The sequence below is a fragment of the Mycobacterium sp. 852002-40037_SCH5390672 genome (assembly GCF_001665875.1).
Lineage (GTDB): Bacteria > Actinomycetota > Actinomycetes > Mycobacteriales > Mycobacteriaceae > Mycobacterium.
The window spans coordinates 64339-83703 of sequence record NZ_LZTA01000027.1 but is presented as its reverse complement, the minus strand read 5'-3'; the positions used below and the strand labels follow the sequence as shown (position 1 = coordinate 83703).

The 19365-nt window shown below is 67.4% G+C and carries 19 protein-coding genes and 1 tRNA gene; 1 reads left to right on the top strand and 19 read right to left on the bottom strand.

What is annotated here, in order from left to right; all coding sequences use genetic code 11:
• Positions 1–799 precede the first annotated feature (799 nt).
• The 9 genes from A5782_RS05130 to A5782_RS05085 all read right to left on the bottom strand — a co-directional run bounded on the left by A5782_RS05130 (position 800) and on the right by A5782_RS05085 (position 7831).
• Positions 800–1396: a hypothetical protein gene (locus A5782_RS05130; RefSeq protein ID WP_156623805.1), complete on the bottom strand. Its 597-nt coding sequence runs from the start codon at positions 1394–1396 to the stop codon at positions 800–802.
• 205 nt (positions 1397–1601) lie between these two features.
• Positions 1602–1931 (bottom strand): DUF732 domain-containing protein, encoded by a 330-nt coding sequence (locus A5782_RS05125; protein ID WP_067096047.1) that lies wholly within the window; start codon positions 1929–1931, stop codon positions 1602–1604.
• 324 nt (positions 1932–2255) lie between these two features.
• Positions 2256–2329, bottom strand: a tRNA-Pro gene (locus tag A5782_RS05115).
• Positions 2330–2565: 236 nt separating this feature from the next.
• Complete coding sequence (der, locus tag A5782_RS05110; protein ID WP_067096043.1) at positions 2566–3966, bottom strand: ribosome biogenesis GTPase Der; 1401 nt, start codon at positions 3964–3966, stop codon at positions 2566–2568.
• Positions 3963–4634, bottom strand: coding sequence for a (d)CMP kinase (gene cmk, locus A5782_RS05105; RefSeq protein ID WP_067096092.1), 672 nt, complete (start codon positions 4632–4634; stop codon positions 3963–3965). The genes der and cmk overlap by 4 nt, the downstream gene beginning before the upstream one ends.
• A 20-nt stretch (positions 4635–4654) precedes the next feature.
• Positions 4655–5398 carry a pseudouridine synthase gene (locus A5782_RS05100; protein ID WP_067096040.1) on the bottom strand — a complete coding sequence of 248 codons (744 nt, stop codon included), beginning with the start codon at positions 5396–5398 and terminating at the stop codon, positions 4655–4657.
• Positions 5398–6156, bottom strand: a complete 759-nt coding sequence (gene scpB, locus A5782_RS05095) for an SMC-Scp complex subunit ScpB (RefSeq protein WP_067096037.1) — start codon at positions 6154–6156, stop codon at positions 5398–5400. Before scpB ends, A5782_RS05100 begins: the two co-directional genes overlap by 1 nt.
• Positions 6153–6971, bottom strand: a complete 819-nt coding sequence (locus A5782_RS05090; protein WP_067096034.1) for a segregation/condensation protein A — start codon at positions 6969–6971, stop codon at positions 6153–6155. The genes scpB and A5782_RS05090 overlap by 4 nt, the downstream gene beginning before the upstream one ends.
• Positions 6968–7831 carry a ParA family protein gene (locus A5782_RS05085; protein WP_067096031.1) on the bottom strand — a complete coding sequence of 288 codons (864 nt, stop codon included), beginning with the start codon at positions 7829–7831 and terminating at the stop codon, positions 6968–6970. Before A5782_RS05085 ends, A5782_RS05090 begins: the two co-directional genes overlap by 4 nt.
• A 278-nt stretch (positions 7832–8109) precedes the next feature.
• Here A5782_RS05085 and A5782_RS05080 point away from each other — a divergent pair, with 278 nt between their 5' ends.
• Positions 8110–8862, top strand: coding sequence for an O-methyltransferase (locus A5782_RS05080; RefSeq protein ID WP_067096028.1), 753 nt, complete (start codon positions 8110–8112; stop codon positions 8860–8862).
• Positions 8863–8881: 19 nt separating this feature from the next.
• On the opposite strand, the gene xerD is transcribed toward A5782_RS05080, so the two are convergent.
• The 10 genes from xerD to A5782_RS05030 form a co-directional block, all read right to left on the bottom strand.
• Positions 8882–9823 (bottom strand): site-specific tyrosine recombinase XerD, encoded by a 942-nt coding sequence (gene xerD, locus A5782_RS05075; protein ID WP_067096026.1) that lies wholly within the window; start codon positions 9821–9823, stop codon positions 8882–8884.
• Positions 9820–10452 (bottom strand): NUDIX hydrolase, encoded by a 633-nt coding sequence (locus A5782_RS05070; RefSeq protein WP_067096023.1) that lies wholly within the window; start codon positions 10450–10452, stop codon positions 9820–9822. The genes xerD and A5782_RS05070 overlap by 4 nt, the downstream gene beginning before the upstream one ends.
• A complete protein-coding gene (locus A5782_RS05065) occupies positions 10445–12196 on the bottom strand; it encodes a CTP synthase (protein WP_067096019.1) in 1752 nt (583 codons plus the stop codon). The genes A5782_RS05070 and A5782_RS05065 overlap by 8 nt, the downstream gene beginning before the upstream one ends.
• Positions 12197–12318: 122 nt before the next feature.
• Positions 12319–13263: a copper transporter gene (locus A5782_RS05060; protein WP_067096017.1), complete on the bottom strand. Its 945-nt coding sequence runs from the start codon at positions 13261–13263 to the stop codon at positions 12319–12321.
• A 35-nt stretch (positions 13264–13298) separates the two neighbouring features.
• A complete protein-coding gene (gene steA, locus A5782_RS05055) occupies positions 13299–14480 on the bottom strand; it encodes a putative cytokinetic ring protein SteA (RefSeq protein ID WP_067096014.1) in 1182 nt (393 codons plus the stop codon).
• Between the two features lie 113 nt (positions 14481–14593).
• Entirely contained in the window at positions 14594–16354 is a 1761-nt protein-coding gene (recN, locus tag A5782_RS05050) for a DNA repair protein RecN (protein ID WP_067096009.1), read from the bottom strand.
• A 25-nt stretch (positions 16355–16379) separates the two neighbouring features.
• Positions 16380–17309 carry an NAD kinase gene (locus A5782_RS05045; protein WP_082942784.1) on the bottom strand — a complete coding sequence of 310 codons (930 nt, stop codon included), beginning with the start codon at positions 17307–17309 and terminating at the stop codon, positions 16380–16382.
• On the bottom strand, positions 17306–18115 hold the full coding sequence (locus tag A5782_RS05040; RefSeq protein WP_067096006.1) for a TlyA family RNA methyltransferase: 810 nt from the start codon (positions 18113–18115) through the stop codon (positions 17306–17308). Before A5782_RS05040 ends, A5782_RS05045 begins: the two co-directional genes overlap by 4 nt.
• A gap of 8 nt (positions 18116–18123) precedes the next feature.
• Positions 18124–18309 carry a hypothetical protein gene (locus A5782_RS05035; RefSeq protein WP_067096004.1) on the bottom strand — a complete coding sequence of 62 codons (186 nt, stop codon included), beginning with the start codon at positions 18307–18309 and terminating at the stop codon, positions 18124–18126.
• A 23-nt stretch (positions 18310–18332) separates the two neighbouring features.
• Positions 18333–19364, bottom strand: a complete 1032-nt coding sequence (locus A5782_RS05030; protein ID WP_067096002.1) for an HAD-IIA family hydrolase — start codon at positions 19362–19364, stop codon at positions 18333–18335.
• Between the last annotated feature and the right edge of the window lies 1 nt (position 19365).

Sequence of the window (19365 nt, the reverse complement as noted above, 5' to 3'; positions counted from 1 at the left end):
CGTGGCCTCCGGGTCCGATTGGCCAGCCATGGGGTGAACCAGGCGCACCCAACCCGGTGGCGGTCGGCGGGGCGATTTGCAGGCTCGGGTTGAACCCGGCAACACCAGGCGCACCGCCGGCAATCGGGAACTGACCACCGCCGCCCATGGAGTTGAGCATCCCGAATCCCCAGTTGAGCGCGCCTAATCCGAGCTTCGCGGCCCCGAATTCCCACGGTGCTTTGGTGCCAAAAACGTTGGACAGCCCCAGCTCATCCGCGATACCGCCGAGCAGTCCGCGTCCCAGTTCTTCGGCAATGTTGTATTGGTCGTCACGTCTTTCGCCCCGCCGACCGCCACCGGGTTGGGTGCGCCTGGTTCACCCCATGGCTGGCCAATCGGACCCGGCAACCAAGCGGCCAGGTCGTCACCGAATGCGCCGGTGGTCAACAACATCGACAACAGCCAGACGTGGCATGTAAATCCGTCTACGGACCCGCAAATCGTACGCTCCGTTTCTAATTTTGCGGACAGTCACCAGTACGCCAGTCAGATAGCCACCGCGCCCGGAACGTTCGGGAGCATGGGCGGGTGAGTCCCTACGAGCGAGACACTGACCGCGCTGCCCATGAAGTGCTACGGCGGGTAGCGGCTGGCGAACGTCTGGGCATCAAACTGTGCCAAGACGTGATCGCGGGCCAGGGTGGTCAGGGGACACGTCCCAGGCCGGTGGTGGTTCTATTGCTGGCCACGTCGTGGTTGTCCGGTGAGGCTAAGGCCAGGCGTGCCATGCCAGCCTGATCGTGGCTCAGCGTGACGGCTAGTGGCCACTTGCGTTTGGTTGGGCGAAGTTAACGACGCAGTAGGCCATGAGTTCGTCGGATAGGTCATAAACGGACTTTTCGCGGCGCTCTCGTTCGGCCTGAAAGGCTTTCGCGTTGTCGGCAAGCCTTACTCCCGAATCGGTTGTGTCTGTGAATATTTGCGAAAGAGCGAACCAATCGTCTTTCTCGGCCAGTATCTCGTCATTGATCCTGAGTATCAATCGGTTTATGGTGGCGTCAGTTGTCAGCATCATGATGACCACACCGTGCATGCCGAGGTTGTTGAAGTGTTGTCGCACCTCTAGTGCGTCTGGGACTGCGCGCAGGAACAGGGTTTTGGCTGCTTTGAAGCTAGCTTCGTCGGGGCCAGCTTTTGCCAGCGGTGCCGTCAGAGTCGAAAGCGCCCATCGTTGGTAAAGGCCTTCGGTGTATTCGGAGAGTTCAACCCTGAGCTTGTCGGTCATCTGGTCACGGCGCTGCTGCTCGAATTGGGCCGCGCTGCGTCGCAGTGTCAGCACATTGAAGCGACTGCTGACGATGATGGCCGCGACCGCTACCATCACGGTCGCCACGTTTCCCCAGTCAATCGACACGGTTGGCAGTCTGCCGCCTGGACAACTCAGCCCTGGTGTGATTTACCGGCGTGTCGCGGTCCGGTGTCTGCGTCACCAGGAGCACTAACACCGCTCGTCGGCACTTGCCACACCGGTAACCGGGTGAAAATCGCTCTCCGGTCGAATCAGACCCGAAAAAGTGCCGCCCTGGCGAGTGACCAGGACGGCGGGCGGGTTAGTTGGGTCAGCGCTTGTCAGGGCAATAGATGCTGACCATGGCTTCGTTGCGGATCTTGCTGTCACCTACCGACTCATCGATCAGGGCCTGGCCTCGCATCATTGGCCCTACACCCAGCATGTCGCACATGGAGTGCGCATTGTCGATTTGTAATTTCTCCCATTGATCCTCGGACATGCCCGCTGGCGGGTGCAGCCCATGGGATTTGAGAGTGCTGATGAACTGCGCGTCAGGGCTTGGCGGGGCGTTGTTGCTTGATGGTGCGTTGTTGGAGCAACCGGATATCAGCGCAGTAACGGTAATCGCTGCTGCCATAAGCGATTTCATCGTGCTCATTTCCCGGTCTCCGTCGAGTGCAGGTCACCTTCAACAATGAACGCTAAGCGCTCGGTATAGGCGATGCAATCGGCCAGCTTCTCGCCTAGCTCGTGGGCACGTGCGCGCCGGGCACCGGCGTCTAGGTTGCTCTCAGCCGAGAGAGCCGACTCGCGGGCTGAGGTCAGGTGACGGCGGCACTCGCGGAGTGAGTCGAAGGCGGATGGGTTCATGGGTGTCTCCTGTCGGGTAAGTACCCCGGAGACCAATTCAAAGTTTGCTAGCCAGATCGCACGTGGATTGCACGTGCTGCCCATTTTGACCCGTTATTGCAGGTCAAAACGGTCGGGCTGACAGGATTTGAACCTGCGACCACTTGACCCCCAGTCAAGTGCGCTACCAAACTGCGCCACAGCCCGCGCGCCGGTGCTTGCACCGGCAGCAGGTCGAAAGCCTACCGTAAACGGTCGGCCGGCCCGCCAAGCGACTCCCATGCTCCGTCGATGGTGCTTGCGATCACTCAAGCCACCGGCACTCGCCGACCATGAGGTGAATCGCAAACGCGCTAGCGCCGGTGCTAGCGCGTTTGAAAGTCACTCATATGACCGGGCAGAGCTCGAAGCGCCCCCGCGGCCGGCGCTAAGCGCGACCGCGGTCAGCGCCGCCGGGCTCCCCGCTTTTCGCGTATCCGCACGTTGATCCGGATCGGCGACCCCTCGAACCCAAAAGTCTCGCGCAGCCGCCGCTCCAGGAAACGCCGATACCCGGCCTCCAGAAAACCGGAGGTGAACAGGACGAACGTCGGAGGCCGGGCGGTGGCCTGGGTGGCGAACAGGATGCGCGGCTGCTTACCCCCACGCACCGGGGGCGGGGTGGCCGCCACCACCTCTTTCAGCCACGAATTCAGCGGCCCGGTCGCGATCCGCGCATCCCACGACGCCAGCGCGGTCTCCATCGCGGGCACCAGCTTCTGCAACGCCCGCCCGGTTTTGGCCGAGATGTTGACCCGCGGCGCCCACCGCAACTGCACCAGCTCGCGGTCGATCTCGCGCTCCAGCAGCTCGCGCCGGTCCTCGTCGACCAGATCCCACTTGTTGAAGGCGAGCACCAGGGCGCGGCCGGCTTCGATAACCATCGACAGCACCCGCCGGTCTTGTTCGGTGAGCGGATCCGACCCATCGATCAGCACGATCACCACCTCGGCCGCGTCGATGGCCGAGTGCGTGCGCACCGAGGCGTAGAACTCGTGACCGCTGGCCTGGCCGACCTTGCGCCGCAGGCCCGCGGTGTCGACGAACCGCCACACCCTGTCGCCCAACTCGATCAGCGAGTCCACCGGGTCGACCGTCGTCCCGGCGACGTCGTGCACCACCGAGCGCTGATCGCCGGCGAGTTTGTTCAGCAGCGAGCTCTTGCCCACGTTGGGCTTGCCGACCAGCGCGACGCGCCGCGGCCCACCGGACGTGGGCCCCACCTCGGACACCTCGGGCAGCGCGGCCAGCACCGCGTCGAGCAGATCCGCCACTCCACGCCCGTGTATCGCGCTGACCGCATGCGGCTCGCCGAGCCCCAGCGACCACAGCATCGCGGCGTCCGCTTCGGCCTTGTCGCTGTCAACTTTGTTGGCCGCCAAGAAGACCGGCTTACCCGACCGCAGCAGGATCCGGGCGGCGGCCTCGTCGGCCGTGGTGGCACCGACGACGGCGTCGACCACCAGGATCACGGCGTCAGCGGTGCGCATGGCCACCGAGGCTTGTTCGGCCACCAGCTGCTGCAAACCCTTCGCGTCGGGTTCCCATCCCCCGGTGTCCTGCACGATGAACCGGCGACCGGTCCACAGCGCGTCGTAGGACACTCGGTCGCGGGTGACGCCCGGGACGTCCTGCACCACCGCTTCTCGACGGCCCAGGATCCGGTTGACCAGCGTCGACTTGCCGACGTTGGGCCGGCCGACCACCGCCACCACGGGCGCCGGGCCGGCCTCCTCCTCTTCCTCGAGCCCGAATTCGACGGAATCCCAGTCGCTTTCGTCGCTCCACGTGCCGTCTTGGGTCACCGCACCGCTCCGCTTCGCTGCTTGACCAGGTCCCGAAGGTGGGAAATCACCTGCGCCTCGGTCATCTCACTGGTGTCGACGACCACCGCGTCCGGGGCGGCCCGCAACGGGGACACCACCCGGGTGGAATCCAAATGGTCGCGGCGGCGAACATCGGCGAGCACCGCCTCGTAGTCGTCGGGCAGCCCGGCCGCCACGTTCTGATCGTTGCGCCGACGCGCCCGGGTCTCGGCCGATGCGGTCAGGAAGATCTTCACGGGAGCCTCGGGCAGGACGACCGTGCCGATGTCCCGGCCCTCGACGACCACACTGCCTACGCCCTTGGCCATTTCGCGCTGCAGGCCGACCAGCCGGGTACGCACGGCGGGAACCGAGGATACCGCCGATACCGAGCCGGTGACCCGGTCGCCGCGGATCTCCGCCGAAACATCTTCTCCGCAAAGGAAATAACGGTCGCCATCGGGGTGATTATCCACCGACATCTGCACCGTCCCCGCCGTGCGCGCGACGGCGTCGGCGTCGGCCGGGTCGATGTCGGCGCGCAGCACCGCCAGCGTCACCATCCGGTACATCCCGCCGGTATCCAGGTACCGCGCCCCCAGCGCTTGCGCCAATCCCTTTGATACCGAAGACTTTCCGGTTCCCGCGGGCCCGTCGATGGCCACCACCACGTCACCACTCGCTCCGCTCACAGACCCACCGCTTTATACAGTTGGCCGACCTCGTGATGCGCCAGCGCACGGAAGGTGCCCGGCCGTTGCTTTCCCAGCGAGACCGGCCCAATGTCGGTGCGCACCAACGACTCCACCGGAAATCCCGCGGCCGCGAGCAGCCGGCGCACGATCCGATTGCGCCCCTCGTGCAGCGTCAACCGCACCAGCGTCTTGCCCGGAATGGCGTCCACCACGGCGAACTCGTCGACTTTGGCCACCCCGTCATCCAACTCGATCCCGGCACGGAGCTTCTTGCCGACCCCTCGCGGCACCGATCCGGTCACCGTGGCCAGATACGTCTTGGGGACCTCGTGGGACGGATGCATCAACCGGTGTGCGAGCTCGCCATCGTTGGTCAGCAGGATCAGCCCTTCGGTGTCGGCGTCCAACCGCCCGACGTGAAACAGGTTCTTGTTGCCGCGGACCTTGCGCTCGACCAGGTCGCCGATGCACGGCCGCCCGCGGTCGTCAGACATGGTCGAGTGCACCCCTCGCGGCTTGTTCAGGGCCAGGTACACCTGCGAATCGTCGAGGACCACCCGGGCCCCGTCCACGCGGATCACCGAGGAGTCCAGGTCGACGCGGGTGCCCAGTTCGGTCACCACCTGCCCGTCCACCTCGACGCGGCCGTCGATGATCAACTTCTCGGCGGCTCGCCGCGACGCAATTCCGGCTTGCGACAACACTTTCTGCAGCCGGATCCCCTGAGCTTCTTCCATCAATCCTGGTCCACGTCGAACGTCAGTGCCTGACCGGTCGATTGACCGCCCGACAGTTTGATGAAACGTGGCTCGCTGTCCAGGGATTCGCTGAGATCCTCGATCGTGTCGACGTCGGGAAGCAGCGGCGCGATGTCCGGAAGGTCCGCCAGCGACGTCAACCCCAGGCGCTCCAAGAACAGCTCGGTGGTGGAGAACGTCACCGCGCCGGTGTCCTCGTCGGCCCCGGCTTCGGTGATCAGGCCGCGCGCCAGCAGCGTGCGCATCACGGCGTCGACGTTGACGCCGCGCACCGCGCTCACTCGCGCGCGGGTCACCGGCTGGCGGTAGGCGACGACGGCCAGCGTCTCCAGCGCGGCGCGGGTGAGCTTGGAGCGCGCACCGTCCAGCAGCAGCTTCTCCACAAAGGGCGCGAACCGCGCGCGGGTGTACATGCGCCAGCCCTCGCTGTTTTTCCGCAGGTCGATGCCGCTGTCGCGGGCCGTGAGCTGCTCGGCCATCTCCTGCAACTTGGTGGTGATCCGGTACACCGGTTGCTGGGTGGCCGACGCCAGCGCCTCCGCGGTGACCGGGGTGTCCACCACCAGCAGCAGCGCCTCCAGCACCGAGCCGAGTTCCTCGGATTCCATGGGCGCGACCTCGGCGATGTCCGGGATGCCGAAATCGAGGTCGGCGTCCAGATCGGTGCCGAGCTCGACATCGGGCGGCGCGTCGGCGCCGTTGCGATGCCGGTCCGCGTCCTCACCGGAGCTGCTCATGATTCGTCCCGCACTTCTACCAAGGTTTCACCGACCGGACGTTCCCCGGTCCACGAGATTTGGAGCACGCCAAGCGGCTCTGACTGGTCGAATGCTACCGTCCGGGACCGATACAGTTCGAGCAGCGCCAGGAAGCGCCCGACCACCTCCATCGACGCCTCACAATCGGCGACCAGCTCGGAGAACGTCGCCCACGCGCCGCTGCCCCGCGCTTGCAGGATGGACAGCAACTTCCTGGCCTGCTCGGGAACCGAGACCTGGACCTCATGCAGGTGCCCGACCGACACCGTCGGGACGGGTCGCGGGCTGAACGCGATCGCGGCGATCTGGGCGAAGCGCTCGGCGTCGACGCCGATCATCACCTCGGGCAGCAGCTCGGTGAACCGGTCCTCCAGCGACACCGAGCGCGGATAGCTGCGTAGCGCCGTGGCCTCCAGTTCGGCGAACATCTCGGCGACGTGCTTGAACGCGCGATACTGCAGCAGCCGGGCGAACAGCAGGTCGCGCACCTCCAGCAACGCCAGGTCTTCGTCGTCGTCGACCTGTCCGGCCGGCAGCAGCCGGGCCGCCTTCAAATCCAGCAGGGTCGCCGCGACCACCAGGAACGCGGTGGTCTCCTCGAGCTCCAGTCGCGGACCGATTTCGCGGGTGTAGGCGATGAAGTCGTCGGTGACCTGGTGCAGCGCCACCTCGGTCACGTCGAGACGATGGGCGAAGATCAGCTGCAGCAGCAGGTCGAACGGGCCCTCGAAATTGGTCAGGCGGACCTGGAAGCCGTTCTGCTGTGGCGCCTCACCGGTTGTGGTCGCGTTCACGCGCCGAATCGGTCGATGAACTCGCGTGCCAGCGCGCGATAGGCGATGGCGCCGGTGGATCGCGGCGCCCACGTGGTGATGGGTTCGCCGGCGACGCTGGTCTCCGGGAATCGGACGGTCCGGGTGATGACCGTGTCGAAGACGAGGTCACCGAACCGCTCCACCACCCGGGCCATCACCTCACGCGAGTTGACCGTGCGGGGGTCGTAGCGGGTGAGCAGGATCCCGCTGATTTCCAGCTTCGGGTTGAGCCGGTCACGCACCTTGTCGACGGTGTCGGTCAGCAGCGCCAGGCCGCGCAGCGAAAAGTACTCGCATTCGGTGGGGATCACCACGCCGTCGCAGCAGGCCAGACCGTTGACGGTGAGCAGCCCCAGCGACGGCTGGCAGTCGATCAGCACGTAGTCGTAGCGGTCCAGCACCGGGTGCAGCGCGCGGCCCAGCGTCTGTTCGCGTCCCACCTCGTTGACCAGCTGGATCTCGGCGGCCGACAGGTCGATGTTGCTGGGCACCAGATCCATGTGCTTGACCCGGGTTTGCAGCAGCACGTCGTCCATCGACACCCGGGGCTCGACCAGGACGTTGTGGATGGTCTTGTCCAGCTCGTAGTGCGGGACGCCCAGGCCCGCGGACAGCGCGCCCTGCGGATCCATGTCCACCAGCAGCACCCGCCGGCCGTATTCGGCGAGTGCGGCACCCAGGTTGATGGTGGACGTGGTTTTCCCGACGCCGCCCTTCTGGTTGCACATGGCGACGACTTTGGCCGGGCCGTGCGAGGTGCGCGGCTGTGGCTCCGGGATCGCCCGCGGCGGCCGCCCGGTCAGACCGAGCTCGACGCCGTTGTCCGGCTGCTCAGTCATGGCGGGGGTGTTCGGGAAGTGAACATCGTCGGAAAGTCTAACGGGTTCGTCGCACGAAACTCGGCGACCCGCAGGCAATTAACCAGCCAATATGGGCCAAAATCGGTGGTAGAACGCACATCCCGACGCCCTGTTCACTTCAGTCACAGCAGCACCAATTTTCGGGGACGAATGCGTCCTCGAAACGTGCTGGCACCGGCGCTATCGCTTCCGGGCGACCGACCGCCTAACCCTGCCGTCGGATCAGGGGGCCACGGCACCGGCCTATCGTGGCGGCTATGGACCTCAAGCGACGGATACCTCTACTGCGTTGGTCGGTCTGGCGCATGGCCGCCGGCGCTCAGAACATCACCACCACGGGCCAGATCGGCGACGGTCGCGAAGCGGCAGCCGTCGAGTACGTCCTGAAGAACGCGCGGGCCGGCGACATCGACGACGTGCTGGCCACCATCGACAAGTTCGCCTACGAAAAATCACTGTTGATCAACGTCGGCGACGAGAAAGGGCTGCTGCTCGACGCCGCGGTGCGGCGCGCCGATCCGGCGCTGGCGCTCGAACTCGGCACCTACTGCGGCTACGGCGCCCTGCGCATCGCCCGGGCCGCCCCCAAGGCCAAGGTGTTCTCGGTGGAACTCGCCGAGGCCAACGCGGCCAACGCCCGTCAGATCTGGGCCCACGCCGGCGTAGCCGACCGGGTGACGTGCGTGGTCGGCACCATCGGCGACGGCGGCCGCACCCTGGACACACTGGCCAACCAGCACGGGTTTGCCGCCGGCGCGCTCGATTTCGTGTTTCTCGACCACGACAAGGACGCGTACCTGGACGACCTGAAGAGCATCCTGGACCGGGGCTGGTTGCATCCGGGCTCCATCGTTGTCGCCGACAACGTCCGGGTGCCGGGCGCGCCGAAGTACCGCGAATACATGCGCCGACAACAGGGCACGCGGTTCAACACCGTCGAGCACAAGGCGCACCTGGAATACCAGTCACTGGTGTCGGATCTGGTGCTGGAATCCGAATACCTGGGCTGAGCGGACGGGTGCGAAAAAGCTACTGCGCCCGGGGATGGGCTTCGGCCCACACTTCGCGCAGCGCGTGCACCGTGACCATCGTGTAGATCTGCGTCGTCGTCACCGAGGCGTGTCCGAGCAGTTCCTGCACGACCCGCACGTCGGCGCCGCCCTCCAGCAGGTGGGTGGCGAACGAATGCCTCAACATGTGCGGCGACACCCCCGAGGTGATCCCGGCGCGCTCGGCCGCGTCCTGCAGGACCTGCCAGGCGCTCTGCCGTGACAACCGCCCGCCGCGCACGTTGAGGAAGATGCCCGGCGTTCCGCGCCCGCGCCGGGCCAGCTCCGAGCGGCCCCGCACCAGGTAGGCGTCCAGCGCGGCCACGGCCGGCCGCCCGATCGGCACCAGTCGCTGCTTGCCGCCCTTGCCGCGCAACAACACTGAGCGGGCGTGCGTGTCGACGTCGTCGACGTCGAGGCCGACGGCTTCCGAAATCCGTGCGCCGGTGGAGTAAAGGAGCTCCAGCAGCGCCCGGTTGCGCAACGTCAGCGGTCCGTCGGCCGGGCTCTCACCCCCGGCGGCCTCCAAGAGCGCCAGAACCTGGTCGATGGTCAGGCTTTTGGGCAGCCGGCGACCCGGGGTCGGCGGGCGTACCGCGCGCGCCACGTCGAGTTCGGCCAGGCCTTCCGCGGCGGCGAACCGATGCAGGCCGCGCACCGCGATCAGCGCTCGCGCCGCCGACACCGCGGACAGTGCGGCGGCCCCGGTGTCGGGATCCCCGCGGCGCAGCGCCACCAGGAACTCGCTCACGTCGTTCTCGCCCACCTTGGCCAGGTCGTGGATTCCGCGGTCCGACAAGTGCTTGGTGTAGCGGCGCAGGTCGCGGCCGTACGAGCTCAGGGTGTTGGCGGCGACACCGCGCTCGATCGTGAGATGGTCAAGGTAGCCCTGCAACTGCGTGTCCAGCGCCACGGTCGTCACCGGCCGGCCCGCCCCTCTTTTCGAGCGGCGAACGCCGTCGGCTTGTCCTGCCACGGACTGTCCACCGGACGGGGCTGCGCGAACCCCGTCGCCACGGCGTGGGCGGCCAAAATCCCTGCCACGGCAATAGCATTGACGACTTCACCGCTGAGCACCATGCGGACGGCCTCGTCCAGCGGATACCACTCCAATGCCATGTCGGCTTCTTCGTCGTGCGCCTCGGGCCGGTCGACCTGAGTCAGGCCGGTGGCCAGATAGACCCGCACCGACTCGTCGCTGAAGCCCGGTGTGGAGTCCAGGTCGACGAGCACCGTCCAGTCCTGCGCCTGCAGTCCCGCCTCCTCCATCAGCTCGCGAGCCGCGGTGAGATGCGCTGCCTCGCCGCCGATATCGAGCAGTCCGGCGGGCAACTCCCACAGCCGCCGACCGAAGGCGTGTCGGTACTGGTAAACCATCGGGATGCTGCCGTCGTCGTCCACGGCGACCACGGCGACCGCACCGAAATGTTCGACGATCTCCCGGGTCACGACCTCGCCGCCCGGCATCCGCACCCGGTCGCTGCGCAGCGCGAAAATCTTTCCGGTGTACAGCGTTTCGGATGACACCGTCTCGAAGACGTGCTCAGCCACGGGTGGCGGGCTCAGGTATCGGCCGCGCAGCGCTGTCCCGGTGCTGGATCCCGTTCGATGACTGCTCCGGGATTTCCACCGGCAGCAGCTCGCCCGCCTTGTAGTCGATGGCCGCGCCGACGAATGCGACGAACAGCGGGTGCGGCCGAGTGGGCCGGCTCTTCAGCTCCGGATGAGCCTGGGTGCCGACGATGAACGGGTGCACGTCCGGCGGGTATTCGACGAACTCCACCAGATGGCCGTCCGGAGATGTCCCGGAGAACTTCAGGCCGCTCTCCGCGATCTTGTCGCGGTAGGCGTTGTTGACCTCATAGCGGTGCCGGTGGCGCTCGGACACCTCCGTGGCGCCATATGCCTGGGCCACAATCGATTCCGATTCCAGCACGGCGGGGTAGGCGCCCAGTCGCATGGTGCCGCCCAGGTCGGCTTCGCCGGCAACGATGTCGACCTGGTCGGCCATCGTGGAGATGACGGGATCGGGTGTCTCGGGATCGAATTCCGCCGAATTGGCCTCGGTCAGACCGGCGGCGCGGGCCGCCTCGATCACGATGCATTGCAGGCCGAGGCACAGGCCCAGTACCGGCAGCCCCCGCACGCGGGCGTGCTGGATGGCGCCGATCTTGCCCTCAATACCGCGGATGCCGAACCCGCCGGGAATCAGCACGCCGTGCACGTCGCCCAGCGCCGACGCGGCACCGGCCGCGCTCTCGCAGTCGTCGGAAGGCACCCAGACCAGCTCCACCTTGGCGTGGTGCTTGAACCCGCCGGCCCGCAGCGCTTCGGTGACCGACAGATAGGCGTCTGATAGCTCAACGTACTTGCCCACCAAGGCGATTCGCACGATTTCGTGCGGCTCGTGCACCCTGCGCAGCAGGTCGTCCCATTCGGTCCAGTCGACGTCGCGGAACGGCAGGTTGAGCCGGCGCACCACATAGGCGTCGAGCTCCTCGCGGTGCAACACCTTGGGGATGTCATAGATCGACGGCGCGTCCGGGGTAGAGATGACGCCGTCGATGTCGACGTCACACATCAGCGCGATCTTGTTCTTCAGCGCTTCAGGAACGACTCGGTCGCAGCGCAAAATCAGCGCGTCGGGGGTGATACCGATGCTGCGCAGCGCGGCCACCGAGTGCTGGGTGGGTTTGGTCTTGAGCTCTCCCGACGGGGCCAGGTAGGGCACCAGGGAGACGTGCAGGAAGAAGACGTTCTCGCGGCCCAGGTCGTGACGCACCTGCCGCGCCGCCTCCAGGAAGGGCTGCGATTCGATGTCGCCGACCGTGCCGCCGATCTCGGTGATGACCACATCGGGACGGTTGCCCTGGGCGTCGGGCTGGGCCATCGACATGATGCGCCCTTTGATCTCGTCGGTGATGTGCGGAATCACCTGGACGGTGTCGCCGAGGTATTCGCCGCGCCGCTCCTTGGCGATGACCGCCGAATACACCTGTCCGGTAGTGACATTCGCCGAGCCGGACAGATCGCGGTCCAGGAACCGCTCGTAGTGGCCGACGTCGAGGTCGGTTTCGGCGCCGTCCTCGGTGACGAACACCTCGCCGTGCTGGAACGGGTTCATGGTGCCCGGATCGACGTTGAGGTACGGATCGAGCTTTTGCATCGTCACGTACAACCCGCGAGCCGTCAGTAGCTGACCAAGGCTGCTGGCGGTCAATCCCTTGCCCAACGAGGAAGCGACGCCCCCGCTGACAAAGAGGTGCTTGGTGGCGGATTGCGGGTGCTTTCGCACAGGCGACCTCCGTGAAGACGGGCAGGGCGTGAAAATTGTTCTAGCGAATAACTAGCTGGGCCTGCCGACCCACGGAAATCCACCCTAACATCCACCGCGCTGTGCCGCGGCTAACACGCCCGCTACTGGGGCACCGTGATTGACGTCGCCCCGTGACCGGTGCCGTACTGCCCGGCGTGACCGCCGCCCAGCAGGTCGTGCAGGCCCAGGACCGCGGTGATGCGACCGGGTGCGGCGTCGACGTTGTCGACCGTGCTGACGGCCGAATTCATCCCGGCATCGGCTCGGGTCACGGCCACGGCGGCGCCTCCGGTCGCCGAACCGTCACGCCCGGCCAGCAGCGTGCCCGAGCCGTGCGGGGCCAGGGCGGCCGAGAACCGGGCCACGCTGACGCCCTTGTTGCCGGCGTCCTGGGGTAGCGAGCCGCCGGTGACGACCAGTGCGGCGTTCGCCGCGCCCATGTGATCGGTTGCCTGATAGGTGATGAAGCCGGTGTCGCGCAGCGCCGCCAGCACGGTGTTGCGCTGGATATCGTCGACCGCCGGCACCGCCGGGTTGGCATTGGCCAGCAGGGCGATGCCCATCAGGTCGCCCGCCTGCGAACCCTGGTCGACGAGCTTGGTGCTCAGCTGCTGACCCGCGGGCAGCACCGACGAGTTCACCACCGTCTGCAGCTTCTCCGCCGAGTTGGCCTCGACGAACTCACTCGTCAGCGACACCGTCCCGGTCACCGTCCCGCCGGCCTGACCGATGAATTTCGACACCGCGGCCACGTCGTCGTCCGTGGCATCCGGGGTGCGGAACACCACCACCGACTTGCCGCCCAGCGCGTCGTGCACCATCCGGCCGACCAGTTGGGTGTCGAAATTGTTTGCCGCGCTGAGCTTTTCGTTCAGCACATTCTTCTGGTCGTTGAGCCCGCTGATCTGGGTGTTGAGGTCGCGCTTCTCGTCACGCAGGCTGGACAGCAAGGTGTCCGACAAGAAGCCGGAGCCCAGCACGACTCCCACGGCCAATGCCAGGAAGACAGCGGCCAGCGACAGGGCATGTTGACGCAACGAGATCATTTAACGCACCGTCCCAACAAGAACTCCAAGAAGAACTATGTGACCCACTTCTGCACCGTCGCGCAGAAGTGGTTCCAGTAGTCGGTGACCCAATGCAGCACCACGCCGTCGGTGCGCGACACCCACAGGGCGACGATGACGGCGATCAACATGGTCAGCGCCAGCAGCGCGATGGCGCCCGCCGAGATGTGGTTGCGGTACAGGGTGGCCACGGCCTTGGCGTCCACCACCTTCTCCCCCACCCGCAGCCGGGTCAGGAAGGTGGAAGGGTTGCTGTGCGCGCGGGTGCGGTCGAAGAACGTCTCGATGTTCGCGGTGTGGCCGGCCGTCACCAGCAGCGCGGCGCCGTGATGATCGGCCAGCAGCAGCGCCAGATCGATCGCCGCGCCCGCGGCCGGGAACGTCATCGCCCCGACACCGAGATCCTGGATACGTTCCAGCCCGGGCGCGTGCCCGTCGGCGTCGGCGGGCAACACCACCTGCGCACCGCACTTGAGCGCGTCGGTGCTGATCTGGTCGGGATCACCGACGATGACCTGGGGGCGGTAGCCCGCCTTGCGCAGGACGTCCGCGCCTGTGCCGACACCGATCAGTGCCGGCTGGTACTCCTTGATGAACGGCTTGAGGGATCGCAGATCCTCGGCGGCGCTGGGTTCGTCGGCGACGATCACCACGTGCCGGCGGCGCAGGTCGACGTCGACGTCGGGGATACCGATGCCGTCGATCAGCAGCGGGCTCTCGCTCTTGATGAACTCGATGGTGTTGCCGGCGAACGCCTCCAGATGCGCGGACAGACCGCTCTTGGCCTCGCGCATCAGGTCGGCGATGTCGTGGTCGGTGCGCTCGGTCCCGCGGACCAGCCTGCGGTCACCGGCGTACACCCCGCCCTCGTGCAGGCGGATCTTGGCGCCGTCCTTGACCTTCTTGAAGATGTCGGGGCCGGCCTCGTCGATCAGGGTCACCCCGTTGTTGACCAGCACCTCGGGGCCCATGTTCGGGTAGCGGCCCGACACGGACGGGGACGCGTTGACCACCGCGGCGATGTCGGCTTCCACCAGCGCATCCGCCGTGATGCGGTCCAGGTCCAGGATGTCGAGCACGACGATGTCGCCGGGGCAGACCCTACGCAGCAGTCGGTCGATGTTCCGGTCAACCCGGGCGGTGCCGACGAGGCCCGGCCGGGCGGGGTTACGGGAGAGCAGGCCTGACATCTTCATGGGGGCGATTCTGTCCGTGAAGCCTCGGCGAGGACGGGAGGCGCGCCGTAACACCAGCCTCATAAGTTATCTAGAGTCCCACGAGTCACATCTGTATTACGTGTTCCCGACGGTTAGATCTCATCCTTCTGCGCCGCGTCGAGCAACTCACGGGCGTGTGCGCGGCCGCTGTCGGATTCGCCCAGGCCGGCCAGCATCCGCGCCAGCTCGGCCACCCGCTCGTCGTCGGCGACCCGCCGCACCACACTGGTTCCCTTGGGCCCGGCGCCGTGCACCACCAGGTGCACGTCGGCATACGCCGCAACCTGCGGTAGATGCGTGACAACGATGACCTGGTGGGTGCGCGCCAACCGCGCCAGCCGCCGCCCGATCTGCACCGCCGCCCGGCCACCCACGCCGGCGTCGACCTCGTCGAACACCATCGTGGTGCCCACTGTCTCTTTGCGCGAGGCGGCCAGCACCACTTCCAACGCCAGCATCACCCGCGACAGCTCGCCACCGGAGGCGCTCTTGGCCAGCGGCAGCTGGTCCATCCCGCGGTGCGCGGCGAAGCCGAACTCGACCTGGTCGACGCCGTCGGCGCCCGCCCGGGCCAGTTCGCCCGACGGCAGGGTAAGTGCGGCCGCATCGTCGGCGGCCGACGCGGTATCGACAGAGACGTCGATGCTGAACTGGGCATCGGCCATCGCCAGCCCGGACAGCTCGGCGGTGACCTCCTTGGCCAGCCGCTTGGCGGCCTTGCGCCGGATGTTGCTGAGATCGACCGCGGCCTGGGTCAATTCACGCGCGAGCTCGTCCACCCGCGCCGCCAGCGCTGTCAGACCTTCCTCGGAGACGTCGAGTTGAGCGAGTCGCTGCCGCGACTCCTGCGCCCACGCGAGTACCCCGTCGATGTCCGCGGCGTACTTGCGCGTGAGCGTGCGCAGCTGGGCCTGCCGGGCCAGTTTGGATTCCAGCGCGCTGGCATCGACGGGTAACTCCTCGAGGAAGCCGCCGAGCTCACCGGCCGCGTCGACCACCACGGTCAGCACCTCGCCGAGCTGGCCGGCCAACGCCATCAGCTTCGCGTCGTCCGTCGATTCTAGTGCAGCCCTTGCCTTTCCGAGACTTTCGGTCGCGCTGAATCCCGACCCGTCCGCCTCATCCGAGGACAGGGCTGCGCGGGCGCCGGCCGCGGCTTCGCGCAAGGTGTCCAGTTCGGAGAGCCGCAGAATCTCGGCAACCAGGGCATCGTCCTCACCGGGTTGTGGGTCCACGGCGTCGATCTCGTTGAGCGCGAAGTTCAGCCGGTCGGCCTCCAGCGCCAGTTCGCGCATCCGGTTGCGGCGGTCGAGCAGGTCGCGCCGCGCCGACAGCCAGGCATCGCGCATTTTGCAGTAGCGCTCCAGCGCGGGGCCGGCCTTCGCGAACCGGTCCAGCGCACCGCATTGCTCCTCGGGCCGCATGAGTCGCAGCTGGTCATTCTGCCCGTGCAGGGTCAACAGCCCGGCGGTGAAGTCGCCCAGCGACTTGGCGGGCACGCTGCGGCCGCCGAGATAGGCCCGCGACGGCCCGTCACGGCTGACCGAGCGCAGCGCGATCACGCTGCCATCCTCGTCGCGTTCCGCGCCCGACGCGTCCAGCATCTCGTCCAGCTTCACGACCACGGCTTCATCGAGATCGGTTGTGGTGAAACGACCTTCGACGACCGCACGATCGGCCCCCGACCGTACCCGGGTCGCGTCCGCGCGGGCACCCCCGAGCAGGTGCAACCCGGTCACCACCATGGTCTTGCCGGTGCCGGTCTCGCCGGTCAGTACGGTCAGACCGCGGTCGAACTCCCCGACCGCGGCGCTGATGGCACCGAGCGACTCGATGCGGATTTCAGTCAGCATTCAGTCAGCACCTGCGCTAGGGCCCTCAGTTCCCGCGCCACCCGGTCACCGGCAGCCGGAATTTGCGCACTAATCGGTCGGTGAACGGCGCGCTGTCCAGCCGGGCCCATTTCACCGGTGTGTCGCAACGTTTTACCTCCAGCCGGCTGCCGGCCGGGATCAGCATTTCGCGGCGGCCGTCGCAGAACACCAGGGCGTCATGCCCGTCGGCCTCGATCTCGATGGCGATGGTGGCGGCCGGGCTGGTGACCATGGGGCGCCCGAACAGCGCGTGAGCGTTGTTGGGCACCACCAGGATTGCTTCAAGGTCCGGCCACAGCACCGGTCCTCCGGCGGAGAACGCGTAGGCGGTGGATCCGGTGGGCGTCGACACCAGGACCCCGTCGCAGCCGAACGCCGACACCGGCCGCCCGTCGATCTCGAGGACCACCCCGAGCACGCCCAGCCGCGGACCCTTTTCCAGGCTGACCTCGTTGAGCGCCCAGCCGTGTACGGAGACGTCGCCGCCGTGGCGCACGATCACGTCGAGCGTCAACCGGTTTTCCACTTGATAGTCTTGTGCGACAACATGTTCCAGTACTCGTTCGATCGCTTCGGCTTCGGCTTCGGCCAGAAAGCCGATGCGGCCCAGGTTGATGCCCAGCACCGGAATGTTGGCGTTGCGGGCCAGCTCGGCGGCGCGCAAGAACGTGCCGTCGCCACCCAACGCCAACACCAGTTCGCAACCCTCGGCGGCCTGCGGGTCGGCGTTGACCACCTCGATTTCGATGCCCAGTGCGCGCATGTCGTCGGGGGCCAGATGCAGCGGCCCCTTGTCGACCGCCTCGGCGGACAGCACGCGAAGCCCGATCCCGTTGTCGCCCAGCACTTTCTGCACGCGCCGCGCGGTCTCGGTGGCCTCGTCGCGGCCGGTGTGGACCACCATCAACACGGTGCGGGGAGCGTCTTCGTTCACTGTGGCCCGCTTTCCACCGCGCGCTGCACCGCCGTCACCAGCTCGTCGCCGCTCAGCGGCCGATCGGTCTGGGCGCGCAGCCGCAGAAAGTACTCGACATTGCCCGACGGCCCCGGCAGCGGGCTGGCGGTGACGTCAACGGTGTGCCAACCCAGCTCGGCCGCCCGGCCGGCGACCGCCAGCACGGCGTCGGCCCGCAGACCGGGGTCGTGAACCACACCCCCGGCACCGACCAGCCCCTTGCCCACTTCAAACTGCGGCTTCACCATGGGAACGATATCCGCGTTCGGTGCGGCACATCCAGCCAGCGCCGGCAACACCGTGGATAGCGAAATGAACGACAGGTCGGCCACCACAAGGTCGACCCGCCCGCCGATCGCCTCGGGCCTCAGGTCGCGAACGTTGGTCCGCTCGACGACGACCACCCGCGCATCGCTGCGCAGCGACCACGCCAGCTGGCCGTACCCCACATCCACGGCAATGACCGCGGTGGCCCCGCGATCCAGCAGGACTTCGGTGAAGCCGCCCGTCGACGCGCCCGCATCCAGGCAGCGACGGCCCGCGACCGGAATCTCGAAGGCCTCCAGTGCCCCGATGAGTTTGTGCGCTCCGCGCGATACCCAGCCGCGCTCGCCATCCTCGGCGACGGTCAGGGCCGCGGTGACGGCGATGGCGGTAGCCGGCTTGCGCGCCGGCATCCCGTCGATGCTCACCTTCCCCGCGCCGATCAACTCCGCGGCCTGCTGACGCGACCGGGCCAGGCCGCGCCGGACCAGCTCGGCGTCAACGCGGGCGCGTCGAGACATCCGCGCACTCAGCCCTTCTCCGCCGACTCCAGCGCGGCCAGCAGCACGTCGTGCGCCTCGGACAGGCGGCAGGCTATCTCTTCGAGCTCATCGAGCGACGGCACCTTTTCGGGGTCTTCGCCATCGCCGGGCTGAGGCAGCCGGGCCAGCAGGGCGTCGATTTCAGCGCGAATCTGATCGGGGTCGATAGTCATCGCGTTACTACGCTAGTCACCCGTCAGTCGGTGCGCACCAAAGACCAGCGTTGCAGCGCGGCGCGGGCGTGGTCGTCGGCGGCCTCGATGCGCACCTCCCCGGACTCAGAGTGCTCGGTACTCCACACCGCGTCGGCAACCGCACGAACGATCGACAGGCCATCCCCGTCGTCCGAACCGTTGCCGCTGACGGTGATCGTCGTGTCCGCGACCTCGACCCGCCAGCCCGGCTGCGGACCGACCGCCAGCCGATCGCCGTCGGTGTGCAGCGAGCGCAGGTCGTGGCCGAGATAGGTGGGGCGCTGGGCGGGCTTGGCGTATACCGCGTCCCGCGCGGAATTGACCCCGGTGAGGACCATCAGGCTGGGCAGTTCGGCGGCGTTGGCGCCTTCGATGTCGGTGTCGAGGCGGTCACCGATCACCAAGGGCGCACGAAAGTCGCCCCGGGCTGCCGCATCTCGCAGCAGTGCCGGAGCAGGTTTGCCCGCGACCTGAGGTTCGCCGCCGGTGGCCGCCCGCAGCGCGGCCACCAACGATCCGTTGCCGGGCAGCAGCCCGCGCTCGGTGGGCAGGGTGAGGTCGACGTTGGCCGCCACCCACAGCGCGCCGGACCGGATGGCCAGCGCCGCCTCGGCGAGATCCGGCCAGCCGATCGTCAAGGACAGGCCCTGCACGACGGCGGCCGGGTCGTCCTCGTAGCGGCGCACCGGGCGCAGCCCGGCGGCGGCGATCTCGTTCGCCAGTGCCTCAGTGCCCACGATCAGCACCGGCGAGTCCGGCGGCAACTGGTCGGCCAGCAGCCGGGCCGCGCTTTGCGCGCTGGTGGCGACCTCGTCGGCGGTGGCGCTGAAGCCCAGGTCGGTCAGGTGCGCGGCGACCTCGTCGGCGCTGCGCGAGGCATTGTTGGTGACGAAATACGCGCGGCCGCGCACCTGCGCCAGCGCCTGCACCGCGCCCTCGGTGGGCTCACGGCCGCGAAACGCCGTGCCGTCCAGGTCTATCAGCAGGCAGTCATATTGCTGTGCAAGGGTTTTGGGTTGATTCTGGCCCGTCATG